Consider the following 22,254-nt stretch of genomic DNA (forward strand, 5'->3'; position numbering starts at 1 on the left):
AGAATAAATCCCTTATGAATAGAATAAAGCAAGACAATAACACTCATCCGGCAAGCAAAGGAGTAACTAGCAAAAAAGAATTCAATCTCTTTTTTGCAAAATATTATGCTACATTCATCTCCTTTGCTTGTCGGTATTGCTTGAATGAAGAAGAAGCACGCGACATCGTTCAAGACGTATTTGTCAGTTTCTGGGAGCAGAGAACCAAGTTCAACTCGCTGCTCACAATCAAAGCTTTCTTTTACCGTTCCATTTCCAACCGCATCCTCAACTACCTGAAACATGAAGATGTAAAAAAACGATACGCCAGCGACCAACTACAAAAAATACAAAGCGAAGAGTTCATCATAGAGAATGTTATTCAAGAAGAAGTGTCTTCCATCATTCATATGAAAATCAAAGAACTCACTCCGAGTGAACAAAAAATCATCTTGCTCTCGTTACAGAACAAATCCAACCAAGAAATTGCGGAATTGTTACAAATATCTATCACCACTGTAAAGACTCACAAGATGCACGCTTATGCTAAATTGCGTGTCGAATTAAAAGAACTACGTTATCTGTTGATTTTCTTAATAGCTCAATAATACTAAAAACAAGACAAAAACAAAATAAAACAAGAAATAAGCCATTTTCATATCATACTCATCTTAGACAAAGTTGTTTAATATAGCAAAGAAGCAATATATTAAATGACTGAAAACAAACTAAAAGAAAGCATACAGATAGCAGAAGAAATCGCCCGTGAGTTATACACAGGAGAAAAGTCTGATTCCGCCCTATTAAAAGAGTGGAAAAAAAAGTCGCCAGACCTGTACAGAAATATCTGCCAGCAACAAAAGCTAACGGATGAAATCAAATTTCGCGATGCTATCGAACTTGAGAGTGCTTTGCGCCAGGTACAACGGAGACTTTCACTCGTTCCACGCAAACACACCCAAGTATACTACATGCGATTTATCAGCATGGCAGCCTGTCTGTGTGCCCTTTTATGCATCAGCTATCTTTTATACACCACATCAAATAAGCAACCGATACCACAATGGGCGTCAGCCATTCCCGGTAACGAAAAAGCATTCATCTCCACCAATAACGATACGGTAACGTTAAACGAGAAAAAATGGATCGTTGTCGGAGACCGGCTCATTAACAATACGAACGACGGGAAAAAGGAAGTCGCTATCCGACTGCCGCAGGAGCAAAAATTCATCAGACTCGTCGTGCCTGCAGGAGGAGAGCAGAAACTGACACTGGAAGACGGAACAGGAATACAGGTTAATACAGATTCGGAACTACTGTTTCCCGCTCATTTCGAAGCAGATACTCGCCAAGTGAGACTGCACGGAGAAGCTTATTTCGACGTGACAACCAATAAAGAAAAACCTTTCATTGTACAATTGGAAGAGTTGACAGTAGAAGCTACCGGAACCGCCTTCAACATCAAAAGTTATCAGGAAGAAGATGAAACAAGCATCACACTCGTAAAAGGCAGTGTGACTATCTACAAAGAAAAGCAACCACTTGTGACATTGATTCCCGGACAACTGTTCACTTATCATCAACAGACCCATACATACGATGTGACAGACCCTGTATTGTCCACTATCACCGACTGGACCAATGGAGAGTTCGTGTTTCACAACGAAACCATCCACAACATCATGCGTAAACTCTCTCGCTGGTATAACGTGAACATCGTTATAGACGATGACATCAAGCACATGCGATACACGGGCATACTTTCACGCAAGCAGCCTCTTATGGAGACGTTGGAAGCGCTTCGGATGACCAACGAGCTTGACTTTCACCTCCAACAGGAAAAGAAAATAGAAGTTCGAAAGAAAGAAAATCAACATTAAGTCTAATCATATATAAAAATGCACAAGATGAAAGTAAGATTTATCTCACGAGGACTGATGATGCTATTGGCATTTATCCTGTCCTTCTCAGCTCCGGAAGTGCACGCACAAAACGTACGAAAGGAAGCAATCACAATGACGGCCAACAAGAAACCGTTGGCGGAGGTACTGGAAAAACTGAGCAAGCAATACAAGTATCAGCTTTTCTACAACACAGCACTGACGAAAGGTATCCGCGTGTCGGCCTCTTTTAAGAATGCAGACATCGATCAGGTCATGAAAAAACTGCTTACAGGCACCGGGCTGTCGTACAGCATCAAAGGGAAAACCATTGTTATTACCTCGGCCGATGGTAAAAAAACAGCCAATACAACCTTACTGAAAGGACGCGTGCTGGACAAAGAAGGTCTGGGGATTCCGGGAGTCAACATTTTCACACAAGACAAAAGTCAGGGAGCAGTCAGCGACATTGACGGAAATTTCGCTTTTGCCAAACCACTGGCTCATGGAACAGTGCTGAACTTCACATCCATCGGAATGAAAACACAAAACGTGGTGTACAGTGGAGAAAGCACGCTGAAAATAGTCATGGTAGAGAATGTCAACGAACTGGATGCAGTGGTAGTCACCGGTGTCATCAACAAAATGAAAGAGAGCTTTACCGGTTCTGCTTCTACCTTCACTACCGATGAGCTGAAAGCGGTGGGAACAACCAACGCCATTGCCAGCTTGAAAACACTGGACCCCTCATTCAATGTCTTGGAAAACAGTTCATTCGGATCCGACCCGAACCGAATGCCTGACATTGAGATACGCGGTAAATCCAGCCTTATCAGTACGCGAGACGAACTGGCAGAGGATCCCAACCAACCCTTGTTCATTCTCGACGGATTCGAAACAACCCTGGAAACTATCTACAATATGGATATGAACCGTATCGCATCCATCACCATCCTGAAAGACGCCGCTTCAACAGCCATTTACGGTTCGAAAGCATCCAACGGAGTAGTAGTGGTAGAAACCATACGGCCCAAATCAGGTAAACTCCATCTGTCATACAACGGCTCCGCCAACATCTCCTGGGCAGACCTGACCAGCTACAACCTGATGAACGCTCGAGAAAAACTGGAATTCGAGAAGCTCGTGGGAAGGTACAACTCGTCCGATCCGGTACAGGAACTGCTATTACAACAATCGTACAATAACAAACTGAACGACATTACGCGAGGAGTAGATACATACTGGCTTTCCGATCCGTTACGTACCGGAATCAACCACCGCCATTCCGTCTATGCCGATGGTGGAGAAGGTGCTTTCATGTTCGGACTGGGATTATCCTACAATGGCATCACAGGTGTGATGAAAGAGTCAGACCGTAATAATATCAGTGGAAATATCGACTTGACTTACCGATTGGACAAACTACAGTTCACCAATAAATTCTATCTCGATAGAACCGACAGCAAGAACCCAACGGTAGGATTCTCCGAATATGCCAAGGCCAATCCTTATTATACGAAATATAATGAAGACGGAGAAGTGGAAAGATGGCTAGAATACAATAAATACATACAGGCAGCCAACCCATTGTACAACGCAGCACAGAACAGCTATAACAAAAATAAAGGATTCTCGATCTCCGACAAATTCATCGCCGAATACACTCCGATCGAATCGATGAAAATACGTGCACGTTTCGGAATCACGCACTCCAACAGCAATTCGGAAGCATTCGCTTCACCTCTCAACACCAGGTTCTTCGAAACGGAATACACCAAACGGGGTTCATACAACTATGGAGAGACTGAAAGTAACAAATACGAAGGAGAGCTCACCTTCACGTATGGTAAATTGCTGAAAGAAAAGCATCTCTTCAACGTTGCATTAGGAGGTTACCTGTCACAACTCGATTCCAAGACATACGGCTATTCAGCCATCGGCTTCCCGACAGGCGACTACACGCTGCCGTCGTTTGCCAACCGTTATCCCGATGGAGGAAAGCCCAACTATTACGAAAGCACCAACCGTTCGGTCAGTGCATACGCGATCGGAAACTACTCGTATGACAACCGTTACCTGCTCGACTTCAGTTATCGCGTCAACGGGGCGTCCGTATTCGGCACCAACAAACACTACATCGGAACATGGGCAGTGGGACTCGCATGGAATCTGCACCGGGAGAAGTTTATTTCCGACAACTTCGACGGAATATCCATGCTGAAACTACGAGCCTCCATCGGTAATCCGGGCAACCAGAATTTCTCTTCATCGCCCACCATCACGACATTCCGCTACAACTTCAACTCATTCAATTACTTCGGAATGACCACCTCGCTCAATCAGTTGGGTAATCCCGACCTGAAATGGCAGACCACCATCGACCGCAACATCGGTTTTGATATTACCATTCTCAATAATCGCCTGACTATCGTTGGCGACTATTACTACAAGACAACCGACCCATTGCTCATCGGCATCTACATGCCTGCTTCTTCGGGAGCCACCAACAACATGATATACAAGAATTTCGGTAAACAGACCTCGAAAGGTTTCACGGCACAAGCCACCTATTATATCTTCCGCAACATGGAAGACCGTTTCTGGTGGTCGGTCAGAGGAACATTGCGTCACGGTTCCAACAAACTATCAGGCATCGGCAATCGACTGGAAGCCTTCAACTCACAGCAGCGAGAAGGAGACGATGAAGGAAAGAACCGTTCGACCAAACGTTATTACGACGGTGCCGATCCGGATGACATCTGGGCAGTACAATCGGCGGGCATCGACCCTGCCACCGGTCGGGAACTTTTCATCAAGAAGAATGGAGAACTGACGTACGACTTCTCCTACGATGATGAAATGGTGATTGCCAACAGCCGCCCGAAAGTAGAAGGTGTCATAGGAAGCAGCTTTGCATGGAAAGGATTCTCAGTGAATCTTGACTTCCGTTATCGCATGGGCGGATACTCATTCAACTCCGTCCTGTTTGAAAAAGTGGAAAATGTAAGTGCCAGACAAATGATTTACAACCTTGACAAACGTGCCTTCTACGACAGATGGCAAAAACCGGGCGACAAGGCACAGTTCAAGAACATTGCCAATTCAACCTCCACTCCGATGTCGTCCCGTTTCATTCAAAAAGACAACTCTCTGTCACTCGAGTCTCTGCGCATCGGCTATGAATTCTCACCTGAAATCGCCCGAAGAATGGGTGTCAGTTCATTGAGACTGAATGCATACATGAACGATATCTTCCGTTTGACTACTATCAAACAGGAACGTGGAACCGATTATCCTTTTGCACGGAGCGTATCTTTCGCTCTCTCTTTAACTCTCTAAAAAAATACTACTATGAAACTGAAACAATACATTTCATTACTTTTGGTTCTGTTGTCGGCAGGAATGACCAGCAGCTGCACCGACTGGTTGGACGAACAACCGAAAGACAAACAAAGCGAACTGCAACAGTTTGCCACCAAAGAAGGCTTCCAAGCTGCCGTGAACGGCATCTATAACCGGATGAGCGGAAGTTCGCTTTACGGCTCCACTCTTTCTTACAGCATGATCGACCTGCTGGGACAACGCTACACCGTCGAGCAGGCATCCGAAGAGAGCTACTATAAATACCTACGGGCATTGACCGAATGGAATTATTCCGACGAGACGGTCATCGCCACTCTCGGCTCTACCTGGGGGGAAGCATACCAAACGATTATGAACATCAACGTTATCCTGGAAAACCTCGAGAAGGATGCCGCCGAGCAACATACGCTTCCGCAAACAGAGTACAAAATGCTCAAAGGCGAGATGCTGGCAGCGCGTGCCATGCTTCATTTCGACATGCTGCGTCTGTTTGGTCCCATCTATAGCAAACATCCCGAAGAAAGAGGCGTCCCCTACAACCAAAGTACGAAAACAGAGATTCTGCCCATCCTGACAGCCGAGGATGTACTCAGCAACTACATCCTGCGCGATCTCACCGAAGCGGAAAAACTGTTGCTCGACTCGGATCCCGTAATCACCGAAGGACCGAGAGCCGTATATGACGAAATTACCATGGACAACTCCATGCGCTACAGGCAGTTGCGGTTGAACTATTACGCCACCGTATTGCTGACCGCACGCGCCTATCTTTGGAAAGGAGACTACACCAATGCCCTCACAGAAGCCAAGAAGCTGACAGACGACCCGAAAGTAAGGACTTTCTTCCCGAAAGTAAATCCGGGTACCCTGCTGGGTAACTCATCCGATCCGGACCGCATGTTTTCTACCGAATCACTGTTCGGCTTTTACAACGCCGACCGCAAGCTGATTTATAATTATACCTTCGGAGGAGAAGACACCGGCAAGCGACTGTTGATTCCGCGCCCCAACTACGTGAAGGCACTCTTATTCAACGGTGAGACACAAGACTACCGCTGCCAGTCGCAATGGGATAATGGAACGACATTGGACGGAACTCCATCCGACAGATTCACCAAATTCAAAGAGATCACAGATAATCAACAAAAAGACGATACCGAAGACATCGATGGAACCGCCGCACTGAGAAAGCAGAAGTTCTATGCAACGTTCTGCTCACTTATCAAATTGAGCGAAGCGTATTACATCGCTGCCGAAGCAATGGGAAACAGCACGTCACCGGAATACAACCTTACCGCGGCATGGAATTATCTCAATACGATACGCGCAGATAGAGGAATACCTGCCAAATCAGGAAATGAAAGCCAACTGACCGATCTCATCACCAAAGAATACATACGCGAGTTTATCGGCGAAGGACAAATATTCTTCTACTTCAAACGTCTGAACAAAGGATTCGACAACGATTACAATGGAAGGCAGGAAATGAAAGTGATGACTGCCCCGGAAGTAGAGATATTCCCCGGTTGGGTCATCCCGGCAGAATACAGCTATAAAGACGATGCCACCGATGAAGAAAAAGAGAAGAGATTCGTATTGCCATTGCCTAAAAATGAATTGGATAACCGTTAAAACAACGAAAGAATCATGAAAAATAAATGGATATTAGCAGCGATGGGGCTATCTGCCCTTTTCGTTTCCTGTCAGCAGGAAAAAATAGACGCATACGAAATGGATGAAAGCAAGATCTATTTCCAGACCCACTCTTTCTCCGGTGCCAATGGAGCGGAGGGATACTCAACAACTACCTCTTTCTCCTTCATGAGCTATCCGCTGAGTTTTCAAGACGTAGTTTTTCGAGGCACAGTGCAACTGCTGGGCGAAGTGAAAGATTACGATCGCTCCATACGGGTCGTAGTAGACGAAGAGGAAACGACCATGGCGCCAGAAGGGTACGAAATCGATCTGGATACGCTGAAAATTAAGGCAGGAACCAATAAAGGAGAGGTCGGTGTACGTTTCTTCCGCACGGAAAGTATTCTGGAAAAGCCGGATACTTTGGTATTGCGGCTCGAAGAAAACGAACACTTCCATGTGTTGCAAACATATAAATCGAGCAACGTATGGGACAATACCACTGCCGGAAACCTCGATGGAAGCCGTTATACATTCGTTATCAGTGAAGTCTATACACGTCCCAATAGCTGGAGCCAGGTGCAAGCCTATTTCGGTGACTGGTCCCGTGTCCGCCATTCGTTCATCGACAGTTTCTTCGGATTCAGTAAGAATGATTGGGACTTTTGGGGAAGCGGCACAATGTCTGCCGGAAAAATGCCTTTTTACGCGCGCGAACTACAGAAAGAACTGCAAAGACGAGCCGATGCCGGTGAACCCGTTTACGATGGAGTGGATGAGGAAGGCAACCCACGTCCTATGCAACTGCCGCCCGCCTACCGCGTGAATTATTAAAACTGACGTATGACAACCATAAAAATCATAGAGAAAATGAATAAATTACAATACATAGCCCGAAACATCGCAGCATGTCTGTGCCTATTGCCGATGCTGCTTGCCTGTTCCGATGACAAGGGAAACTATACCTATCAAGAGAAGACCCTCATCACGATAGAAGGCATTCCCGAACAGAAAGAGTATCTGTCGGGGGTCGACTATCTCGACCTGAAACCCATCATCACTTCCAACATAGAAGGAGAGATCACCGGAGACAACCCCAACTTCGAATTTCTCTACCAGAAAAAAGATTCGGAAGGTAACTGGAAAAACATCTGCGGAGAGAAAGACCTCCACATGCTGATGAATTTCGCGTCAGGCTCACATATCTGCCGTTACATTGTAACAGATAAACGAACGGGAGTGCAGACTTTGCAACTATTCTACGTCAGCTCGCAAACCATCACATCCGAAGGATGGATGGTGCTCTGCAACGAAGGCGAAGAGGAACGTGTACGCCTGGATATGCTCTCACAGATCTCGGCGGGACGCGTCATTCCCACGCACGATATTGCTCTAAAAGGGGAAGATGTTCCCGAAATGTATCACGCTACCCAACTGGGGTATTTCAACAGTAATTGGGACGGAAATGTTATCGCTCTTCTATCCCAAACGGATGCTTATACCATCAAAACATCCGATGAGAAGGGAAGAAACGAATTTATAACAATTCAAGATCTTCACAAACTGACCAACGCGCACTTCCTAAGTGCAGTTTCCGATCCTATCGTTTATCTTTCATCTGTAGTAGGTACAGGCACCGCTCGACGTCCAGATGCAGCCATCTGCATATCAGACAAAGGAAACGCATATGCGTGGAATACTTCTATGCAATACACAGGTTTCGAATCTCTCATCAACACCTCTGTACGCGGTGGTAATGCAGAATTCCATGTGGCTCCGTTTGTCGGAAGCAGCCCACTACGTCCTACCGGACAAACTGTTGCTGTCGCCCTACTATACGACATCGACAATTGCCGCTTTATCGGCTGGGTGGGAGACAGCGAAGCAAACAAACAAGTATGTAGACCACTCGAAGACCCTGCGAACAAGCTGTTCAACTTCAACACAGGTGGTATGCAGTTAGTATGCATGCTCAATGTGCCCACTTCAAACGGTATGACCTATTGCATCATGCAGGACGGAACCAAACGCCATTTGTATTGCATCAATGTCTCTACTAAGGAGTTTACACAAGAAAGATGTTGTGAGAACATCCAAGCACCAAATTTCGACAAAGCAACTTGTTTTGCGGCAAATCTCTATCCGGTGATTTATTACGGCTATCGCAACAAGGTATATGCTTACAACTACGCCACCGAAGAAACCAAAGAAATCATCACGCTTGATGCGAACGAGGAGGTGACGATGCTTAAATTCAACCGTTTCGACTATCCGCCGGGCATAGATGGATTTAGCTCAAGGGGTAGTGAGATGAAAGCCATCTACAAAGAACGAGAGAAAGAACTGATTGTCGGCTCATATAATAACGCTGCCACCGACAATAATGGTGGAACACTCAGTTTCTACACGGTGGATGACAGTAACAGCGGTATGACAGTGACTCTGAAGAAAGACGTAGATGAGGATGGAGCAGAACGTATCTGGAAATACGGTGGTTATGCAAAGATAAAAGATGTACGCTATAAGGAACCTCAATAAGCAGAGGGATATTCTCAAAATAAAAATGAGTACTCTAAAAGAGGCTGTCTAACAGATCTCAGTAATTAGAAGTCACCCCTGCCAAAGTATATTCTGGCAGGGGTGAAATCGTTAAAATAGGACTTGTTAGACAGCCTCGCTAATCTTAAAAGGAGGGTGTGTCATAATGCCTGAATATAAAGATTTACCCCTGCCACAGATAGCTATAGCAGGGGTCATTTCTTCAAAAAGGGAATTTTGACACACCCTCCTTTTTTTGTCCTTTTTAGGATATCCTTCTTGCTAGCGGGTTTTAAGACAACCGACTACAGCACTTCACGGAATATCTCACCCACCGTAGGATGCGGGAAGACGATTTTCTTCCATTGTGTGGCTGTCAATCCCAGTTCAATGGCAGTTCCTGCAAGAGTGATAATCTCCGAAGCGGGATTACCCAACACATGAGCTCCAATCACCCGCTCCCGCTCATCCACCAACACTTTGCAGACACCGTTCACGCCTTCATTCTCTGCCACAAAACGACCGGAGTAAGCCATCGGAAGCTTCCTCACTTGATAAGTAATACCTTTGGCAGAAGCCGACTCTTCCGTTTCGCCCACTCCCGCAATCTCCGGATTGGTATAGACAACGCCCGGAATGGCACGATAACTCATGGCATCTTCTTTTCCGAGAATAGTCTGTACGGCAACCTCGGCTTCGCGGATGGCTGTATGGGCCAACAAGGAGAAACCTGTCAAATCACCACAGACATAGACGCCGGGCACAGAAGTCCGCATCTTCTCATTCACTTTGATGGCACCACGCTCCGTCTTCTCCAAATTCAAGTTTTCAAGTCCGAAACCTTTCGTCACAGGACGACGACCGACACTCATCAGCAACTGCTCCGCTGCCACACTTCCACTTCCTTCTGCATTTTCATAAGAAACAACGACACCTTCTTCCGTTTGCGACAAGCCGACCACTTTCGTGCTAAGCAAGAATTCAACGCCTCGATTCGTATAATCCGCACGCAGCAAAGCGGAAAGCTCCTTATCCATTCCACCCAGAATTTCATCCATCATCTCAATTACCGTCACCTGCACTCCCAGGCTATTGAAGAACGATGCAAATTCCATTCCAATCACTCCGCCGCCGACAATCACCAAAGAAGCAGGCAGTTTTTTATTCTCCAACGCCTCCCTGTGTGTCCAGTAATTTACCGTGTCTATTCCCGGAATGGGAGGAATAAAGGTTTCCGAACCTGTACACAAAATCAGATTCTCTCCTTCGTAAATCTCCTCACCGCAACGAACCGTATTTTTATCGATAATCTGTGCTTCTCCCGATACAACCGTAACATTGCCGGCGGTCAACTTCGCTTTCACTCCCAGCACCAATTTACGCACCACCTTACTCTTACGAGCTATTATCTTTGCCAAATCGAAAGAAACTTCCGGTACATGAACCGCATACTTCAACGCATGCTTTGCGCTGTCATAAGTCTTCGCCGAATACAACAACGTCTTTGTGGGAATGCATCCTTCATTCAAACAAACCCCACCCAAACTATTCTTCTCGATAAGCAATACGCTCAAACCGGCTTTACCGGCAGCTTCGGCAGCTGTATATCCCGCAGGACCGCCACCGATAACAATCACCTGATATTTCATAGTAATTCTTTGTTTTAAGTCTTTGGCAAACTTACGGAAAATCCACGAGTTTTACACCGACAGAATAAAAAATTTCCTTTTCCTTTAGAGAGAAAGTAAATAACATCGATAAGACAGGTAAATGCCGAAGGAGTTGATGAATAAGAGTAGCTTACCGCTACTTTTATAACGTTTGTATCTTTATCGGAGGAGAATAATATATTAATCAATGTATTTTTTGATTTGCTCCACTGGTATTGACAATTGTTTGGATATCTCTTCAATCGATGTTCCATTGTTACAGAGCATCTTAACCATTGAACGAATCACCTGCTTATTCTGCTCAATCACCTGTTCTTTCTGCTCAATCACTTGTTCTTTCTGCTCAATCACCTGCTTATTCTGCTCAATCACCTGCTCTTTCTGCTCAATTTCCTGCTCTTTCTGCTCAATCACCTGCTCTTTCTGTTCAATTTCCTTATTCTTCATCATAATTGTTGTATCCCTGTCCTCTATTTCAGAAAGAATCTCGTCTTCTATCTCCATGGCACGACGCACGTTGGGTGCGGCAGCAGCCTTCAGCAGGCGGTGGACAACACACTTCACCTCATCATCAAGATGCTCATCGTTAATTTCCAGATAGTGTTCGCTATCAGCCTGACGGTATTCCTGATCGAATACACTCAGTAGACGTTCGAGGCGGTTACGGGTTCGTCCGGTGAGGAAAGGAATCTGTACGATGATGCTGTCATGGGTCAGGCTCTCGATGAAGGGGTCGGGAGAAGGAAGAGGATTGTCATCATAATCCAGATAGCGGCGGCGTACGTAAACCACCGGTTCGGTAAGGTCACCCAAGGGATGCCCCAAAATGTAGATAGAGATGATGGGCAACCCATACGTACGCCTTTGCCCATGCTCGTTCTTTTCTTCGATGATATTCTCCTTGTTGAGATACTGAGTGCCCAGATACTGGCGGAAGCGTAAGGTTTCAGTGATGAGCCAGGTCTTTTGCAGTTCGATGAGGACAAGATGTTCCGAACCGTCATTCTCACGAATCTTTGCAGAAAAGTCTATACGAAAGAGTGAGATGCGCGTATGTTCCATGGAAGTATACTCGTGCCGACGCATTTCAAGGTCTATGATATCCTTTTTGAGCAATGCGGAAAGTAATATCTTGGCGACTTTCTTATCTTCCATCAAGAATTTGAAGACGGCGTCGTAAATGGGATTGGCGATGATGGTCATATTGCTTACAGTTTAATAATGAAGCAAATATACTTCTTTTATTTGATTAATGAGAGGATGGAAGGGTTAAATTCTCCTATCAGGAAGAATTTATGGCATTCTAAGTTAAATCTATTGACTCCCCATATTCCAGAATTAAAGAAGTATCAGTCTTGTTGCTCCATATACACGCCGAACTAAATGATAAATTTAATGTGTTCATTCTTATGCGGTAAGGAGTAAAATTATACGTATATGATTTTCTTCGACCTGTACCGGAACAAACCGAATCATGTGCTTGAGTTACTCAATTCTCCCACGAACTATTATCATAGAAAAACCGCCTTCAGCCTTCAGTTCTTCAAAAAAGCCCCTTTTCATCGATGTTTTTTCCTGAAGGCACTCCTGAAAGCAAAAGTGTATAACTTCAGCTTTACTTTCAACCAGAGGATCTGTCATCATCAAACGAAGCCTGCATTTCATTGCAACAGAGGCTCTATTATAACCAAACGAAGCCTCTATTTCATTGTAAAAGAGCCTCTGTTTGATCCGAATACAGGCTCTATTTGATTCAGCCCACATGTTGGTTTGTTCCAACCCACGTGGTGAATCTATTTATCCGACGTAATGGACATACAGAACCGGCATGTTGAGTATATATACCCACCACGCTGAATAAATAGTTCTACCGGCAAACTTGAAAAAAAGCTGAAAGCCCTGAAAGCACTCCCCCTTGCCTACAGTACCTTCCTGCAAGGGTCTATATTTTCCGGTTTCAGCCGCTATCTCCTTCTGACAAGGCGTTTGCGGATAAAGCTGAAACCGCTGAAAGCGAATTATAGCATGAAAATTCAATAGGAGAGTTTGAACAGGTTTCAATGCAGATAGCTGGAAATTTAATTCATTCGGGATCCCAAAGCGGAACCTGGAACGCAAATACTCGTCGACCAACCCTACCGCAAGGTATCCTTCCTTACACTGGAGGATAAGGATGACCCATCTCCATGAGTTATACCCCCACCTTTCACATAATCTCTCGGCAATATTCCGAACTGCTTCTGAAAGCAATGGGCGAAATACGAAGGATTATTAAATCCCACGATGTAACAGACTTCATTGATCCGGTATTCTCCTTTACGCAGAAGTTCTCCGGCAGTCTTGAGACGTATCAACCGGATATAGTCATTGGGTGGCATTCCGGTCAGTCCTTTCAATTTGCGCTGTAAGTTGGAACGGCTGATTGCCATTTCTTCTGCCATTTTGTCGATGGTAAATTCTTCATTGGTGAAATTCCGGGTAATGATTTCATTAATCGTGTTCAGCCATTTCACGTCTGTTTTGTTCATTAATGTCTGGTCGTATGACATATTCGGAACGGTTGTAAAGTGGTTGAACAGCATGCGTCGGTTTTCCAGCAGATTATTGATGGTGGCTTTCATGTGACTTAGAGAGAAAGGCTTTTCTATATAAGCGTCCGCACCATAGTCAAGACCTGCAATTTTCGAATCGATGCTGTCGAGTGCCGAAAGCAGGATAAACGGGATATGGCAAAGCATGTTGTCGGAACGGATGGACTTTAGTAATTCAAATCCGTCCATGTGAGGCATGACGATGTCGCTGATAATAAGATCTACGGTCGTTGTCTCCAGACATTCCAACGCCTCCTTGCCATTGGTGGCTGTATGGATGGTATAGGTATTCCCCAGATTCTTAGCCAGAAACTCCAGCATATCCGTCGTGTCTTCCGCTATCAGGAGAGAGTAACCGGTGGGTTCTCCCTCTTCTTCCAAAGCGGGAGCCTTGTCGGGCATAGAGGTGATGGAAGGGCTGACAGAGATGCTTTTCTCTAAATATGGAATTTCCACACATACTTCGCATCCTTCCGTATAGTGGGGATTGATATAAACCTTTCCTTTATGCTTCTCCACCAACAATTTGACGAGACTCAATCCTATTCCTACTCCCGATCCGTTATTATTGGCGTTCCCCATCTGGTAAAACGGTTCGAAAACCTTGCTGCCCTCTTCTTGTGGAATACCCGGACCATCGTCACGTACACACAGGGAGAGCGTGCGTCCTTCGGTAGACAAATGTTCGTCTATAATTACCATAATGCGGGTACGGGCATATTTCATGGCATTCGTCAGCAGGTTACTGACTATTTTAGTCAGTGCCTCCTGGTCTACATTATATTGCAGATGTTCTTTCGGCAGAGAGACACTGAAAGAGATTCCGGTCAGGGAGATGGCACGGAAATGGTCGATGATGTCCTCTATCATCCGGTTGATATCTACCTCATTGAATGAAAGCGTGTAACCTTCCTTGTCCACTTTGCGGAAGTCGAGCAATTGTTTGATAAGTTCCATCAGCCGGTTGGTGTTCTTCCGTATCACAGACAGGTTGTTTTCTACGTCACTGTTCCATTCGTGTGTTTCCAAAATAGCTTCCAGTGGAGCTTTGATGAGGCTTACCGGAGTCTTGATTTCATGCGCCACTTGAGTGAAGAATGTTATTTTCGATTGGAACAACTCCTGATTCTTGATTTGTTCCATCTCTTTCATCTTTCTTACTTTCACAGCCTGCTGTTTACGCAAGTAAAGCTTTATCAGGAAATATGCGAGACCACACGCAATTAGTAAATAGAGAATCTTGGCATAAATAGTCTTCCAGGGTGGAGGAAGAATTCTAATATGCAGGCAACAGTCGTCATTGCTCCAATATTCATCGTTGTTGCTCGCTTTCACACGGAAAGTATATTCACCCGGAGGCAGATTAAGAAAAGATACGTTATGCTTATTCGTATATATCCATTCTTTGTGAATGCCATCCAATTTGTAGGCATATAAATTTTTGCTGGGAGCCACATAACTAAGGCTTTCAAATGCGATGTCGAATGACACCACCTGATAAGGAATCGTTACCTGTCCGCTAAGGGCAGGTATACGCTTGCTAAGGCTTACTTTGTCGTCGGGGCTGTGCATATATACCGCCGAGATAGATGCCGTAGGTTTTACCTTATTGATGGATAATTTGAACGGATAGAAACTGTTGAACCCGTTCACCCCACCGAAATAGAATTTCCCGTCACTGGCTTGTAGGGAAGAACGGAAATTAAACTGGTTGCTTTGCAATCCATCCTCGATGGTGTAGATCTGCGCCCGTTTGTTCTGCGGTTCATACCGGATCAGTCCCCTGTTGGAAGAAAGCCAATAGTTACCTGATTGATCGTCCAGTATACCATAGATAATATTGTTCGGCAGATTCTCTTTGGTAGAGAAGTTTTCAAAACGGTCCTCCTGATAGTGATACCGGCAGATACCACCACCTTCGGTACAGAACCACAGATGCTGTTTATGATCGATATACACACGGATGATCCAGTTGCTACAGGGAGAATCAGGATTCGTCGGGTCGTTGCGATAGTTATAAAACTTACCGGTTTGACGGTTGTAACGCCAGATACCCTCCATTTTACTTGCCAGCCACAAATCTCCGTATGCGTCTTCAATCATATCGTAGATAAAGACATGGCTTAAAGGTTCCAATGTCCGGAAAGAATCACTTTGGGGGTCATACTGACAGAATCCGAAAAGCGTGCCCAGATAAATGTTACCATCCTTTGTTTGATAGATGGAGTAGATATGATCGTTAGGAATTGAATGTGGGTTTGCGGGGTTATGGCGATAGTTTTTCATTTCTTTTGTTTGAATATCCAGAATATATAACCCCCGGGAGAAACTGCCAATCCACAATTTTCCTTCATTGTAGAGCAGTGCATGGATATTGTGATAACCGATATTAGGGTTACTGCTTCTCAACAGATGGTTTTTAAACTTCTTCGTGCGGGGATCAAAGAGATTCAGTCCTCCGTCTTCGGTAGCAATCCAAATGTTGCCGTCGGGGTCTTCGCAGAATTGGCTGATTACATTTCCCGAAAGAGAATTTTCCGTACCATTGGGATAATACCACTCGATATCCTTATGCTTGGGAGACAGGTAACTCACTCCACTGAAATACGTCCCGATCCAGATTCCCCCTTCCCTGTCCTGATAACAGGCATAGATGCTTTCTTTGCTTTGTTCATCGTCAGTCGGCAGACACTCTCCTGTGGCGGTGTTGAATGTGTAAAGTCCGTCATCGGAGCCGAGATAGAAAGAATTGGCGGTCCGTTGAAACAAGGTGCGGATGCGCGGGATGGTAAGCGTGTCCCCTTCTCCGAAATAATAGCGGAATTGCCCTGTCTCTTTATTGAAACGTGCCAGTCCTCCATACCATGTACCTGCCCATAATACTCCCTGCGAACTTTCCATCAAAGAGATAATCTCGTTACAGGCGGGACGTCCGAAAGAGGTCTCCTCGGATATATATCTTGTGAAGTTGTCCGTGCGCTGGTTGTATTTCGCCAGACCATTCCGTGTGCCTATCCAGATTGTTCCGAACGAGTCGTTGTATACAACCCATATATGGTTATTGGGTAATGAATAAGGATCGGAAAGAGAATGTAGATACTGCCTCAACGTACCTTTCTTTTCGTTGTAGACAAACAATCCGTTGCCTGTTCCGATCCATAACTGCCCGTCATTGTCATAAGCCATTCCGAAAACATTGTTGACTGTCACCCCGTCTTCCGTCTGTTTATCGAATACGGAGAACTTCTCCTCCCATGAGTCGAATAAATATAGTTTCTCCGTACTGGCCACCCAAATCTGATTGTTATCCTGATGACGACAGATCGTTACTATATTCATATAGCTGTTTCCACCGTTTTCTGACGAATGTCTGTAGTTGGTAAATTCAATACCGTTGAAACGATTCAACCCGTCCTGTGTTGCAAACCACATATATCCGATGCTATCCTGAAGGATGCTTCGGACACAATTACCCGACAACCCAGATCTAACGTCATATCTCTTGTAGATATTGGCGAAGACCAGAGAAACCGATGCCAGCAATATACATACGGATAAGATGGATCGTTTCATAATTATCTTTACTTCACGTCATCCCATGTATCTGTGCGGAACGGGAAAGCACTCAATCCGAAAGTATTCCGCAAAGTGATATTTCCCACATAATTACGAAAAGCATAGCGCACGGCAACCGGCCGGACTACCTCTTCACTCCACACTTCTACCGTGTTGGTGCGTCCTACAATCTTTGCCTTCGCCGGATAGAATTTCTTGTCGGCTCCCGCTATCTCGAACCCCTCTAGTTCGGAGAAAGTGGGGAACAATCCGGCAGGAGCGTTATTGAATGTCACTGTTGCCTTGTTGCCGGAATAATCCACTTTGGTCATCATCGGACCGGTAGACGGCAGCCTGCGCACACCGTAAGTCTGGGTCAGGGCAAGTGTAGCCAGTCGAAGTCCCACGACATCCTTTTGTGGCGGGTGGATACAGTACTCATCACCAATATCCGTAGTGGGCACCATGCCCGAATTGGGAATTGTTTTCAATGCTTCCATCTGTGCTTCACGCAATAAAGCGGCACCCGTATCGCTGCTGTTTTCATATTTGTAAGGAGCAATCTGTACATAATAGAAAGGCATATCGGGAGCTTCCCATACATTTCTCCATAGCTGTACCATAGCAGTCATCATCGGAGCATAGAATGGATAGTTGGATATGTTCGATTCTCCCTGATACCAAAGGAAACCACGTGCCGTAAAGTTCTTAACAGGCCATAACATCGAGTTGTACAGACATTCCAAACGCTGGTGTACCCCTTTTTTAGGATTTTTGGCAGCTTCCATGTTCACACCTTCAACGGTTTTCAATGTCGGTTCATCCATCCATGCTTCGATTGCCGAACCTCCCCAACTGTTGATAACCAGTCCTATCGGGAGATGAAGACTTTCAGTCAGTTGTCTGGCAAAAAAATAGGCGGCGGCACTGCAATCAATACTTGTTTCGGGTGACGATACTTCCCATTTTCTTTTCTCGAAATCCGTGCGGCGTTCTGTGTCGTTGGTTCTTGGTACGGTAATAAAACGGATGCGGTCGCGATAATTTCCCGAGTTTAGCAGTGTTTCAAGCGAGTTGTCAACGGGTTGCGCCGCATTTCCCATCATGCGCATTTCCATGTTCGACTGTCCGGAGCAGATCCACACCTCCCCTATCAGTATATCCGAAAGAGTGACCGGAGTTCCGTCACTGATAGTAATGGAATAAGGAGTGTTACCTCCTTCAGGAGTGTCTACTTTCACCAGCCAGGCCCCGTCTTTATCTGTAGATGTCTGATAAGTACGATTGTTCCATGAAGTGGTGACAGTTACTTTTTTGCCGTCTGCCCACCCCCATAACTTAACGGAGCTGTTCTGTTGAAGTACCATGTGATTTCCCATCATTGCAGGGAGTTTTACTTTGCCTTGCGTAATCGGCAGGAATAAAAGTGATAAAATAAGAAGTAGAAAAATCTTTTTCATACTGGTTTTTATTAGATATTCGACGAATAGATATCAGGTATCAGGCAAAAATACAACCTATTTTTTAATATGGAATAAAATGATCTAATCATTTTCTGATAAAAGCTAGTCGAAATCTTAAAAGCTTGTCTTTCCTTTCCATTCTCGACCGCATTTTCTTAATTAGTGGCATCAATCGCCTAAGCAGTATTATTAGATTGGTTAAATATCCCATTTCTTTGCACTGTGAGTATTTAAAACCTAATTGTTTCATTAAATCTAATCAAATGAAAAAGAAGCATTACTTATTATTTTTATGGGCTTCGCTCTTTTTACTGACAGATGTGGTGTGGGCACAGACATCTGTCACAGTAAGTGGAGTAGTGATCGATGAGAATGGAGAGACCCTGACAGGTGTTTCCGTCGTCGAGGTAGGTACAACGAACGGTGTCTTGACAGACTTGAACGGACATTACACCTTAAAAACAACTTCTGCCAAACCTTCCGTTTCTTTCAGTTACATTGGTTATCAGTCCACCACGCTTCCCCTGAACGGACGTACGAAACTCGATGTACAGATGAAAGTGGAAACGAAAGTGTTGGATGAAGTAGTGGTAGTGGGCTACGGGGTACAGAAGAAAGTGAACCTGACCGGCTCCGTGACTTCCATCAACTTTGCCGACCAGACGGAAGGCCGACCCATCATGAGTGTTTCTTCTGCCCTTTCGGGACTTGCCGCCGGCATGAACGTCACGCAGGCTTCGGGACAACCCGGCTCGGACGGTGCCACTATCCGCGTACGTGGTAACGGTACGTTCAATACCAACTCGCCATTGGTTCTGGTGGACGGTATCGAGTGGAGCATGGACAATGTGAACCCCAACGACATCGAAAGCATCTCCGTACTGAAAGACGCTGCCTCCACAGCTATTTATGGTACGCGCGCCGCCAACGGAGTGATCCTTATCACCACCAAAAACGGAAAAGGTAAACCGCAAATCTCCTATTCTTATTCGGGAGTCGTGCAGATGCCTTACAATAAACTCTCTTTCGTTAGCGATTATGCTCGTTATATGGAACTGGTGAACGAGGCTTGCGACAATGTGAACACCAAAGGCATCTTCTCACAGGAAAGTATCGACCGTTGGAGGGCGGCTTCTGCCGATCCGAACGGATTGAACGAGTACGGAGTACCCAATTACGTGGCCTATCCCAATACCGACTGGTTCGATGAAGTATTTGATACCGGATATTCGCAAGAGCACAACCTATCTGTAGCGGGCAGTTCGGAGAAAGTGAAATACATGCTTTCATTGGGTTATCTCGACAATCAGGGAGTCATGAACCGCTGGAACCTCGATTCAAGTACGCAGAAAATCAATTTCCGTACCAACCTGGAAGCCAAGATTGTGAAATGGATAACCGTCGGCACCCGCCTTTACGGGCAAAAGCAGGATTATGGGATGGCTAATATCAGCAACGGATTCAAGTATCTCTATCAGACCACTCCGGGTGTATATCCCGGTGAGCCGAACTATTGGGGACGTGCCGCACTGGCCAGTGAAGAATCTTCCAATGCCAATAATATCTTCGGTCAGATGGCGGGAGCTACCGGTTTCAATACCGTATGGCGTCTCAACGCTTCAGTCTACGGAATTATCACTCCCTATAAAGGTCTCAACATTGAAGGTACATTCAATTATTCACCGACATTCACCGACAAGTCTTCTTATAGTCGCCAAAATGGTTATTGGGACTACGTGACCGACCAGCGTGTCAGTGAAAGTGCATTGGAAAACGCTTCCATCACCAATACGAGCGCACGCACCTGGCGTCAGAGTGCTGAAATACTGATACGCTATCATACGACCATTAAGAAAGACCACGATCTGGGTGCACTGCTCGGATATTCCGCACAGGAATATTACAGCAAGAACTTTGCCGTTTCCCGTAAAGGCGCTACGGACTGGACGCTGAACGAACTAAGCACCTATGAGACGCTTGTCAGCTCTTCCAGCTCGGCACCCGCCAAATGGGGACTGCTCTCTTATTTCGGCCGCGTCAATTACGGATATAAAGGACGTTATCTTTTAGAAGCCAACCTCCGTGCCGATGCCTCTTCTCGTTTCGGAGTGAACCAGCGCTGGGGATATTTTCCTTCGTTCTCCGGTGGATGGCGTATCTCGGAAGAATCATTCATGCAAGGAGCATCGGACTATCTCTCCAACCTGAAACTGCGTGTTTCCTGGGGAAAGACCGGTAACAACTCTACGGGCAACTACGACTGGCAGGCAAACTATGCCACAGGCAATGTCGTCATCAACGGTGAAGGGACCAAAGGACTGGTACGTAAAAAACTAAGTAACGATAAACTGCACTGGGAGAGTACCACCACTACCGACATCGGACTTGATTTCGGCTTCTTCAACAACCGCCTGACGGGTGAAATAGACTATTATAATAAATATACTTCGGACATTCTCTATCATCCCGAGCTCTATCTTTCGATGGGTGTCATAGGCTCTGCTCCCGAAAACTTGGGTGAAGTGCGCAACCGCGGTGTTGAATTTACCCTGAACTGGAACGACCGTATCGGAAAAGATTTTGAATACCGGGTAGGCATGAACTTCTCTTTCAACGCCAATAAGGTGATGAAATTTAAAGGCGAACTCCAGAAATATTGGACGTATGATGAGCAGGGAAATAAAGTCGGCTATGTCAATAACTTCAGCGATGTGTCCGAATCCAGTGATGCGTCCAAATCCGGTTTCGGAGGATATATCTGCGAAGGTTGCCAGCTGGGTGAAACTTATATGTATCAGGTGTACAGAGGTTCCGGCGAAGGCTATACCGGAGGTGCGGTGGATATCCATGCAGGACCGAAGGACGGAATGATACGCACGAAGGAAGATATGATATGGGTACAAGCGATGATTGACTCCGGTTATTCATTCGGAGGAATGAAGATGATTGCCAAAGACCAGCTTTGGTATGGCGACATTCTCTATGCCGACAGCAATGGGGATATGAACTACGGTGATACCAACGACCGGGATTTCTCCGGTCATACCAATGTACCGAAATTCAATCTGGGCTTCAACTGTGCTTTCTCTTACAAGAACATTGATTTCTCCATGTTATGGTCGGGAGCTTTCGGACATTACCTCAACTGGAATACGGATTACTATAACTCGACACTGGTCAGCCACGGATATGGCATTATCGAACATATCGCCGATAACCATTACTTCTTCGATCCTTCCAACCCGGACGATCCGCGCACTAACCAGTCGGGCAAATATCCCCGTCTGACCTATGGTACTACCTATAATAATAGAATCCAGAGCAACTGGAACGAATATAAGGGCGACTATTTCAAGCTGAAGAATATCCAGATCGGCTATACGTTGCCACAACGGATTTCCGGTAAGTTCTTTGTTAGCAAGCTTCGTGCTTTCGTGTCGATGGACAATATCCTGACAATTACCGGCTATCCGGGATTGGATCCGGAGATAGGAACTGCCATCGGTTATCCGTTGATGCGTCAGATCTCTTTTGGCGGACAGATTACCTTTTAATGATATAGAACTAAAAAAACAGAATC

At 45.4% G+C, this 22,254-nt stretch carries 11 protein-coding genes; 7 read left to right on the top strand and 4 right to left on the bottom strand.

The features are described 5' to 3' along the window. The first annotated feature begins 14 nt into the window (after window positions 1–14). The 6 genes from AB9N12_RS07425 to AB9N12_RS07450 all read left to right on the top strand — a co-directional run bounded on the left by AB9N12_RS07425 (window position 15) and on the right by AB9N12_RS07450 (window position 9,395). Window positions 15–587, top strand: coding sequence for an RNA polymerase sigma-70 factor (locus AB9N12_RS07425; RefSeq protein ID WP_369891027.1), 573 nt, complete (start codon window positions 15–17; stop codon window positions 585–587). Window positions 588–692: 105 nt separating this feature from the next. Continuing rightward, the gene (locus AB9N12_RS07430) at window positions 693–1,859 is read left to right on the top strand and encodes a FecR family protein (RefSeq protein ID WP_369891029.1); all 1,167 of its coding nucleotides are present in this window, start codon (window positions 693–695) and stop codon (window positions 1,857–1,859) included. 27 nt (window positions 1,860–1,886) lie between these two features. Beyond that, a complete protein-coding gene (locus tag AB9N12_RS07435; RefSeq protein WP_369891031.1) occupies window positions 1,887–5,198 on the top strand; it encodes a SusC/RagA family TonB-linked outer membrane protein in 3,312 nt (1,103 codons plus the stop codon). A gap of 12 nt (window positions 5,199–5,210) precedes the next feature. Then, the gene (locus AB9N12_RS07440) at window positions 5,211–6,854 is read left to right on the top strand and encodes a RagB/SusD family nutrient uptake outer membrane protein (RefSeq protein WP_369891033.1); all 1,644 of its coding nucleotides are present in this window, start codon (window positions 5,211–5,213) and stop codon (window positions 6,852–6,854) included. Window positions 6,855–6,869: 15 nt separating this feature from the next. Next, the gene (locus AB9N12_RS07445; RefSeq protein ID WP_369891035.1) at window positions 6,870–7,691 is read left to right on the top strand and encodes a DUF4843 domain-containing protein; all 822 of its coding nucleotides are present in this window, start codon (window positions 6,870–6,872) and stop codon (window positions 7,689–7,691) included. A gap of 36 nt (window positions 7,692–7,727) precedes the next feature. Beyond that, the gene (locus tag AB9N12_RS07450; protein ID WP_369891036.1) at window positions 7,728–9,395 is read left to right on the top strand and encodes a PKD-like family lipoprotein; all 1,668 of its coding nucleotides are present in this window, start codon (window positions 7,728–7,730) and stop codon (window positions 9,393–9,395) included. Between the two features lie 305 nt (window positions 9,396–9,700). Here AB9N12_RS07450 and lpdA read toward each other — a convergent pair whose 3' ends face one another. The 4 genes from lpdA to AB9N12_RS07470 all read right to left on the bottom strand — a co-directional run bounded on the left by lpdA (window position 9,701) and on the right by AB9N12_RS07470 (window position 18,671). Then, the gene (gene lpdA / locus AB9N12_RS07455) at window positions 9,701–11,044 is read right to left on the bottom strand and encodes a dihydrolipoyl dehydrogenase (RefSeq protein ID WP_369891038.1); all 1,344 of its coding nucleotides are present in this window, start codon (window positions 11,042–11,044) and stop codon (window positions 9,701–9,703) included. Window positions 11,045–11,245: 201 nt separating this feature from the next. Then, window positions 11,246–12,268 (bottom strand): hypothetical protein, encoded by a 1,023-nt coding sequence (locus AB9N12_RS07460; RefSeq protein WP_369891040.1) that lies wholly within the window; start codon window positions 12,266–12,268, stop codon window positions 11,246–11,248. 932 nt (window positions 12,269–13,200) lie between these two features. Then, the gene (locus AB9N12_RS07465; RefSeq protein WP_369891042.1) at window positions 13,201–17,229 is read right to left on the bottom strand and encodes a two-component regulator propeller domain-containing protein; all 4,029 of its coding nucleotides are present in this window, start codon (window positions 17,227–17,229) and stop codon (window positions 13,201–13,203) included. Window positions 17,230–17,237: 8 nt separating this feature from the next. Then, complete coding sequence (locus tag AB9N12_RS07470; protein WP_369891045.1) at window positions 17,238–18,671, bottom strand: sialate O-acetylesterase; 1,434 nt, start codon at window positions 18,669–18,671, stop codon at window positions 17,238–17,240. Window positions 18,672–18,937: 266 nt separating this feature from the next. Between AB9N12_RS07470 and AB9N12_RS07475 the strand changes: the two genes are divergently transcribed. Further along, the gene (locus AB9N12_RS07475; RefSeq protein WP_369891047.1) at window positions 18,938–22,228 is read left to right on the top strand and encodes a SusC/RagA family TonB-linked outer membrane protein; all 3,291 of its coding nucleotides are present in this window, start codon (window positions 18,938–18,940) and stop codon (window positions 22,226–22,228) included. Window positions 22,229–22,254 lie beyond the last annotated feature (26 nt).

This window comes from Bacteroides sp. AN502(2024), from assembly GCF_041227145.1.
Taxonomy (GTDB): Bacteria; Bacteroidota; Bacteroidia; order Bacteroidales; family Bacteroidaceae; genus Bacteroides.

Excerpts from the sequence above, each read along its gene's own strand:
- AB9N12_RS07425 (WP_369891027.1), top strand. The coding sequence starts at position 15 with ATGAATAGAATAAAGCAAGACAATAACACTCATCCGGCAAGCAAAGGA.
- AB9N12_RS07430 (WP_369891029.1), top strand. The coding sequence starts at position 693 with ATGACTGAAAACAAACTAAAAGAAAGCATACAGATAGCAGAAGAAATC.
- AB9N12_RS07435 (WP_369891031.1), top strand. The coding sequence starts at position 1,887 with ATGAAAGTAAGATTTATCTCACGAGGACTGATGATGCTATTGGCATTT.
- AB9N12_RS07440 (WP_369891033.1), top strand. The coding sequence starts at position 5,211 with ATGAAACTGAAACAATACATTTCATTACTTTTGGTTCTGTTGTCGGCA.
- AB9N12_RS07445 (WP_369891035.1), top strand. The coding sequence starts at position 6,870 with ATGAAAAATAAATGGATATTAGCAGCGATGGGGCTATCTGCCCTTTTC.
- AB9N12_RS07450 (WP_369891036.1), top strand. The coding sequence starts at position 7,728 with ATGAATAAATTACAATACATAGCCCGAAACATCGCAGCATGTCTGTGC.
- lpdA (WP_369891038.1), bottom strand. The coding sequence starts at position 11,044 with ATGAAATATCAGGTGATTGTTATCGGTGGCGGTCCTGCGGGATATACA.
- AB9N12_RS07460 (WP_369891040.1), bottom strand. The coding sequence starts at position 12,268 with ATGACCATCATCGCCAATCCCATTTACGACGCCGTCTTCAAATTCTTG.
- AB9N12_RS07465 (WP_369891042.1), bottom strand. The coding sequence starts at position 17,229 with ATGAAACGATCCATCTTATCCGTATGTATATTGCTGGCATCGGTTTCT.
- AB9N12_RS07470 (WP_369891045.1), bottom strand. The coding sequence starts at position 18,671 with ATGAAAAAGATTTTTCTACTTCTTATTTTATCACTTTTATTCCTGCCG.
- AB9N12_RS07475 (WP_369891047.1), top strand. The coding sequence starts at position 18,938 with ATGAAAAAGAAGCATTACTTATTATTTTTATGGGCTTCGCTCTTTTTA.